Raw genomic sequence first — 13,549 nt, 5'->3', positions numbered from 1 at the left:
AGAGGTACGCCTCGACCAGGCGCGGCTGGACTTGCAAACCGCGACGCCCTGGACAGACACGGTCGCTGACATCGCTCGACGGTGGGGCTTCAACCACCTCGGGAGGTTCGCGGCCACGTATACCGAACGGTTCGGCGAATACCCGAGCCAAACCCGCTCCAGTAGTCGGAAGAACGACCAACGAGAGCCGCACGTTCAGATGAGCCCCTCGAGCCGCTCGGCCCGGTAGACGACGTCTTCGGCGAGCTCCCGGAGGCCACGACCGGCACCGCGCGCGCCGCTCCGGAGTGCCTGGAACGCCTCGTCGATCCCGATGCCCTGACGGTGGGCGAGCGCGCCCTTGGCCTGCTCGAGCGTGATCCGGGCGTCGAGGGCGTCCTGCACCTGTTCGTCGAGGTTCTGCATGCGCCCCTGGTCGCGCTGTCGCACGAGCGCGGCGGACGCGGCGTCGGCGAGCAGCTGCATGAGAACGACGTCACGGTCGTCGTGGCCCTGGTCGTGCGTGGCGAAGACGCACAGGGACCCGATCGTAGTGCGACGGAGCCGGATCGGTTCGGCGAAGGTGCCGACCATGCCGCGCTCGCGCATGGTCTCGACGAACGCGGGCCAGTCGTCCGCGCGGGTCCGGACGTCCGGCACGTCGATCGTCTCCCCGGTGCGGTAGCAGTCCATGCAGGAGCCCTCGTTCGTGCGGAGCTGGGCCTCCTCGGCGTCGGTCGACCGCTCGCTGGTGGACGCGATGACGTGCAGGGTGCCGGACCGGTCCGCCAGCACGATGGCAGCCTCGGTCGCCGACGTGCACCGGACGCAGGTGTCGATCACGCGGTCCATCGCGTCCAGCACGTCGAGGGACGGGTCGAGCACCGCCTCGAGCTCCGCGGCGAGCCCGTCGAAGCCGTCCGGGTGCCGTGCCGAGTCCCGATGCCGCCCGAAGCGGCCGATGCGTCCGGTGATCTCGGCGACGAACGCCGTGTCGTCGGGCTCGAGTTCGTCGTCCGGAGCAGGTTCGCTCATCACCGCGATCGCCGGACCGAGCAGGAGCCCGACGCTGGACGCGGCGCCGTGCTCGTCCGCCGTCGGCACGTCGACGAGGTCGGTCGTGCTGTGCTGCGCGAGCACGACCGAATACGCGAGCACCGCATCAGCGCTCGCATCGCCGGTCATCACACGGTCGCTGCCATAGACCAAGTACTTCATGAGACCACCAAACCCACACTCGTCTCATGGCCGACACACGTTGTCCGGAAGGCGATGAGCAGCCATGCATCGAACACCGCCCCAACTTGGTGCGACCTGAACACGACGCTTACCAGCGTCTCAGTAGCCGATCGGCTACCGCGACTGTGCCGGAAGCTCCGGGGGCATCCTTGCCACGCCGTGGTCTGTACATCGCGAGGATCTACTCCTCGATCGGGCCGTCGACCTCTGCTTCTTCGACTGGAACGAAGGCCGCGTGGAGCTGTTCGATTTCGCCGGCTTCGATGACGACGTAGTCCACTCCCTCGAGCGGTTCAATATCGTCGCTTCCGCTTGGGCGGTATTGAGGTTGGGTCAGGACGATGGCGCGGTGCGGGTGGGGGTCAGGGTCGTTGTCAAACTCCCACAGGACGCCGCTGACCCATCCGCCTGACTTGAGCACCATGGCAACCTGGACAACCTCGTCCTCTGGGGCATCACCGAACAGACGAGTCCAGGCAGACGTATCTCGTGGGATTGCTGATCGCCAGATCCGGTTGAGGCCGCGCTTATCGGCCCACTCCGAACCGAGAAGGTAGCCGAGGAGAGTGGCGAGGGCGGCCGTGCCGATCGCGGCGAAGATCGAGACTGCGAGGTGGTCGTGTACCCACCGAAGATCTCCTGCGGCGAGTTCGCTGAGCCGGGTGCGAAGGTCAGTCCACCAGATGGACGCGACCGCGACGATCGCAGCAACGATGGCGTCGCAAATCGCGCTCACGAAGACCAGCGCAGCAGTCTCCCGCAGGGCGGTGCGTTTGACTGCAGGCTGGTGGCCCTCCCTCGCGAAGATGAACGCCACTCCCGGGAACAGGGCGAAGACGTAGAAGGCAACCCCCAGCGCACTCGTAGGCATCAGACCCCTTTCCCGGTCATAATGCTAGGAGGAGGCGGAGCGATGTCGAAGTCAGCGGGTGGTCAGTCACGAAGTTCGGTCCCAGGCAAGTTCGTGACCGGCACGTACGCGAAGTCGGGTGGCGGTTCGTCCCGCCCGACCGAGCGCGGCATGCAGGCAGCACACGTGCAGTACCGGCCAGCACCACGGTCCGCGAACTCTCAGATCAAGCCGCCGGCGAGCTCGTCGCAAGCGAAGCGGCAAGGGCAGTGACCAACAAGCCTCGGAAGCCGGACGGTCAGTTCGGGATTCAGCCGGCGAACGTGCAACGACCACCAGTGGTCCGTCCGTCAACGTCTCAGATCAAGCCACCGAAGCCGCCCAAGTCGAAGTAGCTGCAGCGCAGCTGCATGAACGAGGCCCGATCGCCGCCAGGTGATCGGGCCTCGCTGTGAAGGGATGCTCGGGTCAGCCCTTCACGTTCTTCGGGTCGTTGCCGGGCACGATCGTGTCCTTCGCGCGCAGCTGACCCTCTCGGTTGTGGATGGAGAGTTCACCGCCACCCTGGTTGTTGATGATCGTCCGTGCACGGTCGATCGCCTCAGCCTGGGTGTCGGCGTGTGCCGAGGCTCGGCTTCCGCCGCCTCGCACGTCCCAACCACCATTGGGGTTGGGCACCACGTTCCTGTTGCTACTCATGTCACCTCCTTTGTCGCGATGACTGTAACCCGCACCACCGACACCTACATATGAGACGCCGTATGGGACGGTTACAATTGCGTTACGCGTACCTGGAGCATCATCACAGCTAAGCGGATACGCCCGCAGGTGGCGCCAGTGACGGTTCGATAGCCGATCGTGTAGCGAGACGATCTACGACTCGTACGCCGCACGTCTCAGACGACGTGATGTGTGAGTTCGTGACGAAGTTCGTGAACCGCGGACGGCGTGATCGTTGGGGGTAAGCCAACGGCGATCCGCATCGACCGCCGGACTTCGTCTTCGTCGGTCAGGGGCTCGTCCTGGTCTCCGGTCAGGAAGAACCGAATCTGGCCGATCGCTTGCTCCGTCAGCATGTCCAGACCGCTCAGGACGCGACCCCCTGCCTCCTCCCATCGAGACGCAATGGCCGTCTTCGACGGCTTGTAGGTGACGTCGAACAGAACCGCATCGGGATTGGTCGGAACAAGGGAAAGGTCGTCCGCAACACCTCCCGGCAGCGTCGAGATGACGAAACCGAGCGGACCGATCTGGGAGACCTCGATGAGCGGGTGCACCTCGATGGCGACACCTAGTCGTGTTGCGAGGGTGGTGAGTGGTTCGGCTCGACCTGGGTTTCGCACGAAGACCCGTGCGAGCCGCGCACCGACTTGGAAGGCAGCCATGAGCGCACTCACCGCAGTCGCGCCGCCGCCCAGGATCGTCACGTCTACCGGAGCGCATCCAATCGCGCTGATCGGCCGGACCAACCCTTCCACGTCGGTGTTCGCACCAGCCCGGATGATGCGGTCGTTCTCGGACCGCAACAGGAGGGTGTTGGCGACGCCGAGCTCGTCTACGAGCGCCGTGGTGCGGTCGAGTAGCGGAAGTACCTCACGTTTCAGGGGCATCGTGAGGCTGAGCCCACGCTGCCTCGGGCCGAGTCCCGCGACGAAAGCCGCAAGCCCCCCAGCGGGTACCTCATGCGTGTTGTACGAGAAGGGGAGTCCTAGCTCGGCGTACGCGGCGGAGTGCAACGTTGGGGAAAGCGAGTGCGCGATTGGGGACCCAAGCACGGCGAGGGCGGTGCGATCTGGATCACGATATGACAGTGCCACGGCACACACCTTGTCAGTTTCTCATCGGAGTCGATCGAGTACGGGAGAGCTTCTCAGCTCTGTATCGGCTAGTTCGCGGACAAGGTCCAGAACGTCCTTCCGGGGGCATCCGTCGCAGGAAGGTCTCTTGGATGCAGAGCGCTCACAGCTGCAGGCCTCACCGTGGGCCCGCGTCTCTGGAGCTTCGTTCAACGTGTCAGCAGAGTCGGTTTCCCCCGGTGCCACTGGTTGATCTGTGTTGTGTGGTGCGCGTCAGGGTTGTCCTCGTACTTCTGTGTCGTTGGACGACTGCTGGTGAATCAGACGCGTTAGCTCAGCGTCGGCGCAGCGCGGCGCTCCTGACCGACAGCCAGATGGCGAGGCCGTAGATCACGAACGCGAGCACGACGTGGAATGGGGTGACCCAGTCCATGTGCAGGGTGGTGATGGCGTGTCCGAGCAGCCACTGCACGACCGCGCCGGCGAACAGCAGGCCAGTCATGATCGCCGTGCCGCGGGCGTCGAGACGGGCGAACGCCACGATCGCGGCGAGCAGTGCGAACACCATGATCGGGTAGGCGAGGAAGCCGTGGACGTCGGTCCACACCGCACGTGCGCCGTCCGGGAGCCCGTCGGTGATGAACTCCCCCGCGGTGAGGGACTGCAGGAAGATGAACAGGACCGTGACGCCGACGAAGACCGCAAACAGGCGGCGTGCTCCGTCCGGGGCGGCGCTCGCTCGGCGATCGGTCGTCGTGGACGGTGTCGAAGCAGTCATGCACCGCACGCTAGGCGCACGACCGCGCCGCCCACCGGCACGGATCACTCGAGACCTCACACGAACGAGCGGCGGAGCACCTGCGCGACGGTGAACTGCCGGGCGCGGTGCAGCCGATGGTGTTGAGTGGCGGCATGACCGCATCCGACGAGGGCGGCGCAGGGCCCGCGACGCACCCGGACGAGGCGCACGCGGGGGGCCTCGCCAGCCGCCTGAACTGGCTCCGTGCCGGTGTCCTCGGCGCGAACGATGGCATCGTGTCGACCGCTGCGATCGTGGTCGGCGTCGCCGGTGCATCGACCTCCACGGGTGCGATCGCGACGGCGGGTGCCGCGGCGCTCGTCGGCGGCGCGATCTCGATGGCGCTCGGTGAGTACGTGTCCGTGAGCAGCCAACGGGACAGCCAACGCGCGCTCATCGAGCTCGAGCGGCGGGAACTCCGCGACGACCCGGACGCCGAGCTCGAAGAGCTGACGGCTCTCTGGCAGGGCCGAGGCCTCACGCGGGACACCGCGGAGCAGGTCGCCGCGCAGCTCACCGAGCGGGACGCCCTCGCGGCGCACCTGTCGACCGAGCTCGGCATCGACGAGGCCGACGTCGTGAGTCCGTGGCACGCCGCTGCCGCCTCCGCGGCGGCGTTCGCCGTCGGTGCCGTCCTGCCGCTCCTCGCGATCCTCCTGCCGCCCGAGTCGACACGCGTGCCCGTGACCTTCGGGGTCGTGCTCCTCGCCCTCGCCCTCACCGGCGCGATCGGCGCACGGATCGGCGGCGGCCCGGTCCTGCGCGCGACGGTCCGCGTGGTGATCGGCGGCGCGGCGGCGCTCGTGGCGACGTTCCTCATCGGGTCGTTGCTCGGTACGTCCGGCGTGGTCTGAGGCGACGATGGCGCACATCCTCGTCGTGGAGGACGACCACGAGATGGGCACGCTCGTCGAGGCGGGGCTGGCCGGCGAGGGACACACCGTTTTCCTCGTGCACGACGGCGTCGCGGCGCTCGTCGCGGTGGCACACGCCGAGTTCGACGCCGCAGCGATCGACGTCATGCTCCCGGAGATGACCGGGTTCGAGGTCTGTCGACGGATCCGCGAGCTGGGCGGGTCGTTCCCGGTGATCCTCGTGACGGCACGGGATGCCGTCGACGACCGGGTCTTCGGGCTCGACTCCGGCGCCGACGACTACCTCACGAAGCCGTTCGCCCTCGCCGAACTCAACGCACGGATCCGGGCGCACCTCCGTCGTCAGGCCGCCGGTGGTTCCACGACCGTGCAGTTCGGCACCGTCCGCCTGGACACCATCGCGGTCAGGGCGACGGTGCTCGGCAAGGACCTCCCGCTCAGCGTCAAGGAGTTCTCGCTCCTCCGGTTCCTCATCCAGAGCGCGCCGGAGGTCCGGTCCCGTGCCGCGATCCTCGACGACGTGTGGGGATCGTCGGAACACTTCGACCCGACCATCGTCGACCAGTACGTCAGCTACGTCCGCCGGAAGCTCGCCACGGCGGACGCGGACGTCGCGATCGTCACCGTCCGCGGCGTCGGGTACCGCCTGGAGGTCCGAGTGCCGCCCGACGAGACAGCCAGCCCGTGAGGACAATGCGGTCGCTGTCCATTCGGACCAGGATCACCCTCGGCAGCCTGCTCATCGGTGCGATCGTGCTCGCGGCCGTCGCGGTCGTGCTCCACCTGCAGATCCGCGCCCAGACCAGGAGCACCGAGGTCTCCCTCGCGACGAGCGACATCGCCCCGTTCCTCGCGGACCTCCGGAACCATCCCGACGAGCAGCCCGACGCACCCTCCGCCGGCGTGCTCGTCGCCGTGCAGAGCCCCGACGGGTCCTTCCTGGTCGACACCCTGCCGCACGACGTACGAAGGGGCCTTCCCGGCTCGTCGGACGTGGACGGGACCAGGACCGGTCCGGGGCAGCACCGTGGCGAGCCCGGCGACGGGCCCGGGACCAGGAACCGGGAGGGCGGCCCCGCGGACGGCGTCCCGGTCGGGCTGTCGACGACCGACGGCCGCACGACGTACCGGACGCAGGCGGACGGCGCCGTCTTCAGCGTCGTCGGCGAACGGCTCTCGACGGCGGACGGCACGTTCCGGGTCTGGGCCGCCAGGAACGGAGCCGCCGGCGAACTAACCCTCGCCGCGGTCGACCGGTCGCTCGTCATCGGCACCGTCCTCGCCCTCGCCGCGTTCGCCGGGACGGCATGGCTCCTGACGTCGCTCGCCCTCCGCCCGGTCGCTCGCATGCGCCGCGCGGCCGAGGACCTCAGCACCGGTGACGCCGACGGCGACCTGCCGGTGGGACGGACCGACGACGAGATCGCGGACCTCGCGACGACGCTCAACGCGTTCCTGCAGCGACAGCGTGCCAGCGCCGAGCACGAGCGCCGTATGGTGTCCGACGCCAGCCACGAGCTGCGGACCCCCCTCGCCGTGCTGACGAACCGGCTCGAACTCGCGCACCGGTCGTTCGGCGACGCCGAGGCGCTCGAGCGGGACGTCCGCAGCATCGAGACCGACGTGCACCGCCTCACGGCCCTGACCGCGACGCTCCTGGAGCTGTCACGGCTCGACGAGACCGCCCCGTCCACAGTGACGGTCGCACCGACGACCGCGTCCGACCTCGTCTCGGAGCTGATGGCCGCCATCGACCGGGGACGCGCCGGCACCGGGGACGCCGCCGTCGGTGTGGACTTCGACCTGGAGGTGTCCGACCCCGAGGCCACGTACGCCGTCTCAGCAGCCGCGTTCGGGCGGGTCCTCGACAACCTGGTGACGAACGCGACGACGTTCAGCCCCGAGGGCGGATCCGTCCGCGTACACCTGGCGCAGCGTGCCGACACCGCGCTCGTCCTGACGGTCACCGACGACGGACCCGGTGTGCCGGCGTCCTTCATCCCGGTCGCGTTCGACCGGTTCACCCGCGCCGACGAATCACGGCGACGGGTGCGCGGCGGGAGCGGGCTCGGACTCTCCCTCGTCCGGGCGATCGCGATGAGTGCCGGTGGGAGCACGGAGCTCGCCAACGCCCCGGGCGGCGGTGCCGTCGCGACGGTGATGCTCCCCCGCACCTGAGCGGTCGCGGCGGGATCGGATCACGTGAGCTCTCGAACGAAACCGCTGCCTCGTTCGAGGCTGTCCCAAAGGGCGGCTGACGATGCTGTGACTTCACTGATCGGGAGCCGAGCGCTCCGGATCTCATCCGAGAGGAGCGCGTGATGACCGACCAGATCACCCGCCCGCTGCATCGACCCCAGTCACCGGCACCGCGCCTCCCGTCCGTCCCCTCCGAGTCGCTCGAGCGCGCCGCCGCGCGCCGGCGACGCGACCACCGACGGCGGTCCGCCGCCTCGGACTCCCTCGGTGTGCTCGCCTGGGCCTCGGCCGCGATGGCGGTGGCCCTCTACCTGGCGTCCCCCGGGTCCCACACCGTCTCCGACATCGCTGGGTGGCTCACCGCCGCGGGGATCGTCGCCGGTCTCGTGGCCACGGACCTCTGCCTCGTGATGATCGTCCTCGCCGCCCGTGTGCCGCTCGTCGACCGGGTGTTCGGCAGCGACAACGCCATCGCCCAGCACCGGTCGCTCGGGAAGCCGGTGCTGTACCTGCTCCTCGCGCACGGTGCCCTCCTGACGCTCGGCTACGGCCTGTCCGACCGGACGAACCCGGTGGCGGAGACGATGTCGCTGTTCATGACCGTGCCCGACATGCCCCTCGCCTACCTGTCGCTCGGACTGTTCCTCGTCGTCGTCGTGACGAGCGTGGTGTCCGTCCGCCGGCACTTCGCCCACGAGGCCTGGCACGTGATCCACCTCCTCAGCTACGTCGCGGTCGGCGTCGCGCTCCCGCACATGCTGAGCGTCGGCAGTGTCCTCGGGGCCGGGACCTGGCAGCGCGGCTACTGGATCGCGCTGTACTCCCTGTCGCTCGGCCTGATCGCCCTGTTCCGGTTCGTGATGCCCGTCGTCGTCACCCTGCGGCACCGCATCCGGGTCCTCGCCGTCGAGCAGATCGCTCCCGGCGTCGTCTCCATCCACCTGGCCGGCACCGACCTCGATCGTCTCGGCGTCCGTGGCGGGCAGTACGGGGTCTGGCGCTTCTGGACCGCGCACACCTGGTACCACGCCCACCCCGTGTCATTCTCCGCGGTCCCGACGAACCGCGGCGCGAGGATCACGGTGCGCGACCTCGGCGCCGGGACCGCACGACTCGGGCGGATCCGCCCGGGCGCGTTCGTCTCGCTCGAGGGCCCCTACGGCTTGTTCACCACGGCGGCCAGGACCGCTCCCCACCTCGCGCTCGTGGCGTCGGGCATCGGCATCACACCGGTCCGGTCGCTCCTCGAGGACACCGACCTCCGTCCCGGTGAGGCGACGGTGCTCCTCCGCGGATCCGACGCCGACCAGCAGTACCTCTGGAACGAGGTCGCCGACCTCGCCGAGGCGACCGGGAGCGCGCTGTTCGCCATGGTCGGTCCGCGGGCACGGAGCCGGGAGAGCTGGATGACCGAGGAGGACCTCCGCCGGGGCGTCTCGCTCCGCACCGCCTTCCCGCACCTCCTCCAGTCCGACCTCTACGTCTGTGGGCCGCGCGCCTGGAGCGACCTCGTCGTCGCCGAAGCCCGCCGCTCCGGTGTCCCGGAGCACCAGATCCACCAGGAACGGTTCGAGTCATGAAGCCACGCGTCGTCGTCGGCGGGGTCCTGTCCTCCGTCGCACTGCTCACCATCGGATGGCAGCTCGGGGTGCAGCCCGCGGTCACCACGCCGTCCACGGGCGCCGGTTCCACCGGCACCTCCGGGACGGGAGGCACGGCGAGCGGTACCGGGTCGACCTCCGGATCCGGGACGTCCGGGTCCGGCACCAGCGGGTCGGCGAGCTCCGGCTCCGGCAGATCCGGGTCGGCTGCGTCCGGCGTCTCCGGGACGTACGACGGTGCCACCACACAGACCCGCTACGGCCCGGTCCAGGTCGAGATCGTGGTGACGAACGGCACGATCACCGACGTGGAGGCGCTCCAGCTCACCGACGACGGCGGACGCTCGGTCGCGATCAGCAACCAGGCGGCCCCGGTCCTCCGCCAGGAGGCGCTCACCGCACAGTCGTCGGACATCCAGGCGGTGAGCGGGGCGACCTACACCAGCGACGGCTACACGACGTCCCTGCAGTCCGCGATCGACACGGCCGGACTGTGACCGTCCACTCGTTCGGCACGATGGGCACCGTCGTCAGCCTCCGGACCCCCGAGGGGATGACCGACGCTCACCTCGGACGACTGCACCGCGTCTTCGACGAGTACGACCGCACGTACAGCCTCTGGGACGACACGAGCCCGCTGAGCGCCGTTGCCCGGGGAGACCTCCACCTGACGGACGCCGACCCCGCGATCCTTGACGTGTACGCGCTCGCGCTCGAGTGGCGGCAACGGACCGACGGCGCCTTCACACCGCACCGCCCGGACGGTGTCGTCGACCTCTCCGGGGTCGTGAAGGCCCTCGCGATGCGCGACGCCGGCGACGTCCTCGACGCGGAGGGCGCGGACTGGCTACTCACCGTGGGTGGTGACGTGCTCGGCCGCGGCTCGCACACCGGCGGCGAGCCGTGGATGGTGGGCGTCGTCGACCCGGACCGACGTGATGCACTCGCAGCGTGGCTCCAGCTCCGATCGGGACGCCGCGCTCTCGCGACCTCCGGGACCGCCGAGCGCGGCGAGCACATCTGGGTCCGTGGTTCGGCGACGTTCGCGCAGGTGACGGTCGCCGCCGACGACATCGTGACGGCCGACGTGCTCGCGACTGCGATCATGGCCGGTGACCAGGCGGATCTCGACCGCATCACCGCCAGGTTCGCGGTCGACGTGCTCGCGTTCCGCCGTGACGGATCGGCCGTGGCGACACCAGGCGCGCGCTTCTGGCTCACCCCGCTCACCCCGCTGATGTCGGTGCACAGCGGGTGATACTCACATCCGGGGGCTCGCGTCTTTTGCGCATTCGTCTGGTAAAAGCGGAAGCCGTTTCGAGCGCAATTGTGTGTGCAACCGCGCTCAGCGTCGCGTTTTGACCTGCGCTTGGTGTCATGTTGCGATTGATCTACGGGCTCGTTGGAGGTCTACCCACGTCCTGAGCACGCGGCGGTTATGCACGCGACAGATTCGGCCCCTCCATTTTGGATCGTGATCCGGTTGCGAGGGCCAACGCAGATCGCAGGCGGCTGGTCATTGCGTTTGTCTTAGCCACGTCGCATACACGCGCTCAAAGCATCATCGGCTGTTGACTTCGTTGAGTTGCGTTGCGCGGTGGTGCTGAGCTGTCCAGGCGACCGCGATGGCGATGGTGAGGACGAGAAGCGCGCTGACCAGGCCGGTGCCGGCGTCGAGGCCGCCACGGACGTGTGGGACGGCGATCCAGTCCGCGAATGACGCACCGACGGGGCGTGTGAGGACGTACGCCGTCCAGAAGGCTGCGATCGGCCCCAGCACGGCCGTCATGCGCAGGACCACGACGAGTGCCATCAGGGCGACGAAGACCAGTCCGGCTGCGAAGTAGCCGAGGTGGAAGGTGCTCGCGAGCAGGTCGCCAGCGGCCGTCCCCATCGCGAAGGTCGCGACAACGGCGGCCCAGTACCAGTACTGTCGACGCCGGCTGGTGACCGCGTGCACGTCGAGCGTGCGTTCAGTGCGACGCCACAGGACGAACACGAGGACCAGGGCGAGCAGGAACACGGGTGCGGACACCAGGTACGGAACTCCGAAGGCGACGTGGGTGACGTCGGCGATCATGGTGCCGAACACACCGACCATCGACACCGCCGTCCAGTACAGCCAGGGGACGTACCGGGTCGCTGCGAGCTGCACGGCGAGGACGGCCGCGAAGAGCGCCGCGGTGACGAGGACGGCTGGTGCCGGGTCGAACCGGGTGACGAGGAAGTCGGAGAGCGCTTCCCCCATCCCGGTGGTAAGCACCTTGATGACCCAGAACGACGGTGTCGGATCGGGCACACGGTTCACCCGGCTGTGCGCGGAGACGTTCACGGCCGCCGTTCCGGCGCCGCACGGCGTTCCTGGGCGGCGTGCTCGTCCTTCGCTGCCGCCCGGTTGTGGCGTCGACGACGGAGTGCGCCGATGAAGATCGGGAGTACCGACACGACGATGATGACGATCATGAGGACGTCGATGTTGTGGGCCACGAACGGGATCCCGCCCAGGAGCACACCGACAGCCGTCAGTCCTGCCGCCCAAGCGACGGCGCCCGTGAGGTTGAACAGCAGGAACCGGCGGTAGTGCATCTGTGCGGTTCCAGCGGCGAGGGGCACGTAGGTGCGGACGACCGGTACGAAGCGGCCGAGGATGAGGGACAGGCCGCCCCAGCGGGTGAAGAACGCTTCCGCTTCTCCGAGTCGGGCGGTGGTGAGCAGCCGTGCGTCATCGCGAAACAGCCGTCGGCCGAAGCGTTTGCCGAGCCAGTAGCCGACCTGGTCGCCGGCGATCGCGGCGAGGGACGCGACGAGGGCGACCTGCCACGGGGTGATGCCGAGTGCGCTGCTGATGATCGCGGCGGTCACGAGGAGTGAGTCGCCGGGCAGGAACGGGAAGAGCACGCCGGATTCGATGAAGATCAGGACGGCGATGCCTGCGAGGACGTATGGGCCGAACGCGTGGAGCACGGATGCGGCGTCGAGCAGGTGCACGGCGAGGGGGACGGTGGTGAGCATGGGGAACCTTTCACGGCGGAGCGCACCGCCACCTCCGGTCCAGGACGTGGCGGTGCGCTGAGCGGGGTCAAACGGTCAGCTGCGTGCGTAGGGCGGTGTCGTTGCGGCGGAGCCGCAGTGTGATCCAGGTGATGATCGCGGTGATAACGGCGAGGAACACGATGCTGGTGGTGATGGTGCCGATGCCGAGGCCGCCGTCCTTGACCGGCGAGGAAAGCAGGTCGCCGGTGGAAGCGCCGAGCGGTCGGGTGAGGATGTAGGCGATCCAGAAGCACACGACCGGGCCGCGGCGGCCAATGAACCACACAGCAGCGGTCAGCACGATCGCGGCAGCGAACAGCAGCAGTGAGGGGAAGTAGCCGAGCCCGGTCTGTTCGGCGATCAGGTCGCCGGCGGCGGTGCCGAGGGCGAAGGTGAACAGGATCGTCAGCCAGTAGAACGCTTCACGGCGGACCGTGTCGATGCTGTGAATCGAGAGGGTCCCTTCGCTGCGGTACCAGATGATGAACACTGCGGCCAGTGCAGCGGCGAAGACGGTAGTGCTGAGGATCAATGGCACACCGAGGCCGTCGGTGAGGTGGTCGGTGATGCAGGTGCCGACGATGCTGATCAGCACCACGGTGATCCAGTAGAGCGGCGGCCGGTAGGCGCGGGCACGGAACTGCAGCACCAGGAACACCACGAGCGCGATCGCCATGATCACCGTCGTCAGGGGCAGTCCGAGGCCGACGGTGTCGCTGAGGAGGTCCGCTGCGGTCTCACCGACGGTGGTGGCGAGGACCTTGATGATCCAGAACGACGCGGTGGGGTCCGGGACCTTATTCGAGCGGGTCCGGGTTCGCAGCAGCGCTGCAGGCGAGTGGGACATGACGTTCTCCTCGTCGGAACGGGCCGTTCCGCGGGACGCGGGATCGGCGATGACACGACGGTAGGAAGACACCGGCAAGACTTCACCAAGAAACAGAACAGACGCTCGATCCACGCTTCTTGGTGTTTTCTGAGTCGTCGTTCCTGATGCTGAATGTGTCGGTGCTGCTCGGGTAGGGCAGGATCGATGCCGAGACGGCGACGCCGGAACGCGTCCCCCCACGTGTTCCGGCGTCGCTTCCGGGAAAGGGGCGCAAGTGTCGTCATCGTGGTGGTCAGCCATCGCTGACACGGTCGCTCGATGGTCGTTCAGATCGAGTAGGGACCGCGAC

The 13,549-nt window shown here is 68.5% G+C and carries 15 protein-coding genes; 7 read left to right on the top strand and 8 right to left on the bottom strand.

From position 1 onward, the window contains the following. Positions 1-229, top strand: a 229-nt coding sequence (locus ITJ68_RS16910) for a helix-turn-helix domain-containing protein (RefSeq protein ID WP_194662984.1), incomplete at its 5' end; no start/stop codon positions are given. On the opposite strand, the gene ITJ68_RS16905 is transcribed toward ITJ68_RS16910, so the two are convergent. The 5 genes from ITJ68_RS16905 to ITJ68_RS16885 all read right to left on the bottom strand — a co-directional run bounded on the left by ITJ68_RS16905 (position 196) and on the right by ITJ68_RS16885 (position 4,642). Next, on the bottom strand, positions 196-1,197 hold the full coding sequence (locus tag ITJ68_RS16905; protein ID WP_194662983.1) for a GAF and ANTAR domain-containing protein: 1,002 nt from the start codon (positions 1,195-1,197) through the stop codon (positions 196-198). The genes ITJ68_RS16910 and ITJ68_RS16905 overlap by 34 nt on opposite strands. Before the next feature lie 202 nt (positions 1,198-1,399). After that, positions 1,400-2,089 (bottom strand): DUF6338 family protein, encoded by a 690-nt coding sequence (locus ITJ68_RS16900; RefSeq protein ID WP_194662982.1) that lies wholly within the window; start codon positions 2,087-2,089, stop codon positions 1,400-1,402. Between the two features lie 447 nt (positions 2,090-2,536). Then, the gene (locus tag ITJ68_RS16895) at positions 2,537-2,767 is read right to left on the bottom strand and encodes a DUF2188 domain-containing protein (protein WP_194662981.1); all 231 of its coding nucleotides are present in this window, start codon (positions 2,765-2,767) and stop codon (positions 2,537-2,539) included. A gap of 197 nt (positions 2,768-2,964) precedes the next feature. Continuing rightward, positions 2,965-3,843: a shikimate dehydrogenase family protein gene (locus tag ITJ68_RS16890; RefSeq protein ID WP_268095468.1), complete on the bottom strand. Its 879-nt coding sequence runs from the start codon at positions 3,841-3,843 to the stop codon at positions 2,965-2,967. A gap of 355 nt (positions 3,844-4,198) precedes the next feature. Further along, the gene (locus tag ITJ68_RS16885; RefSeq protein ID WP_194662980.1) at positions 4,199-4,642 is read right to left on the bottom strand and encodes a hypothetical protein; all 444 of its coding nucleotides are present in this window, start codon (positions 4,640-4,642) and stop codon (positions 4,199-4,201) included. 134 nt (positions 4,643-4,776) lie between these two features. On the opposite strand from ITJ68_RS16885, the gene ITJ68_RS16880 reads away from it, so the two are divergent. From ITJ68_RS16880 to ITJ68_RS16855, 6 genes are all read left to right on the top strand, one after another. Beyond that, positions 4,777-5,517: a VIT1/CCC1 transporter family protein gene (locus tag ITJ68_RS16880; RefSeq protein ID WP_194662979.1), complete on the top strand. Its 741-nt coding sequence runs from the start codon at positions 4,777-4,779 to the stop codon at positions 5,515-5,517. Positions 5,518-5,524: 7 nt separating this feature from the next. After that, positions 5,525-6,226 (top strand): response regulator transcription factor, encoded by a 702-nt coding sequence (locus ITJ68_RS16875; protein ID WP_194662977.1) that lies wholly within the window; start codon positions 5,525-5,527, stop codon positions 6,224-6,226. A gap of 5 nt (positions 6,227-6,231) precedes the next feature. Beyond that, on the top strand, positions 6,232-7,716 hold the full coding sequence (locus ITJ68_RS16870; protein WP_228505971.1) for a sensor histidine kinase: 1,485 nt from the start codon (positions 6,232-6,234) through the stop codon (positions 7,714-7,716). Between the two features lie 143 nt (positions 7,717-7,859). Then, positions 7,860-9,317: a ferric reductase-like transmembrane domain-containing protein gene (locus tag ITJ68_RS16865; protein WP_194662973.1), complete on the top strand. Its 1,458-nt coding sequence runs from the start codon at positions 7,860-7,862 to the stop codon at positions 9,315-9,317. Continuing rightward, entirely contained in the window at positions 9,314-9,835 is a 522-nt protein-coding gene (locus ITJ68_RS16860) for an FMN-binding protein (protein WP_194662971.1), read from the top strand. The genes ITJ68_RS16865 and ITJ68_RS16860 overlap by 4 nt, the downstream gene beginning before the upstream one ends. Then, positions 9,832-10,596, top strand: a complete 765-nt coding sequence (locus ITJ68_RS16855) for an FAD:protein FMN transferase (RefSeq protein ID WP_268095385.1) — start codon at positions 9,832-9,834, stop codon at positions 10,594-10,596. The genes ITJ68_RS16860 and ITJ68_RS16855 overlap by 4 nt, the downstream gene beginning before the upstream one ends. Positions 10,597-10,899: 303 nt before the next feature. Here ITJ68_RS16855 and ITJ68_RS19670 read toward each other — a convergent pair whose 3' ends face one another. From ITJ68_RS19670 to ITJ68_RS16840, 3 genes are all read right to left on the bottom strand, one after another. After that, on the bottom strand, positions 10,900-11,670 hold the full coding sequence (locus ITJ68_RS19670; protein ID WP_268095387.1) for a hypothetical protein: 771 nt from the start codon (positions 11,668-11,670) through the stop codon (positions 10,900-10,902). Then, the gene (locus ITJ68_RS16845; RefSeq protein ID WP_194662970.1) at positions 11,667-12,350 is read right to left on the bottom strand and encodes a DedA family protein; all 684 of its coding nucleotides are present in this window, start codon (positions 12,348-12,350) and stop codon (positions 11,667-11,669) included. The genes ITJ68_RS19670 and ITJ68_RS16845 overlap by 4 nt, the downstream gene beginning before the upstream one ends. Before the next feature lie 67 nt (positions 12,351-12,417). Then, entirely contained in the window at positions 12,418-13,500 is a 1,083-nt protein-coding gene (locus ITJ68_RS16840; RefSeq protein WP_228505935.1) for a hypothetical protein, read from the bottom strand. Between the last annotated feature and the right edge of the window lie 49 nt (positions 13,501-13,549).

Origin of the sequence: Curtobacterium sp. VKM Ac-1395 (genome assembly GCF_015350975.1) — a bacterium.
GTDB lineage: Bacteria > Actinomycetota > Actinomycetes > Actinomycetales > Microbacteriaceae > Curtobacterium.
The sequence above is the reverse complement of the archived record's forward strand: the minus strand, read 5'-3'. Positions and strand labels throughout refer to the sequence as shown.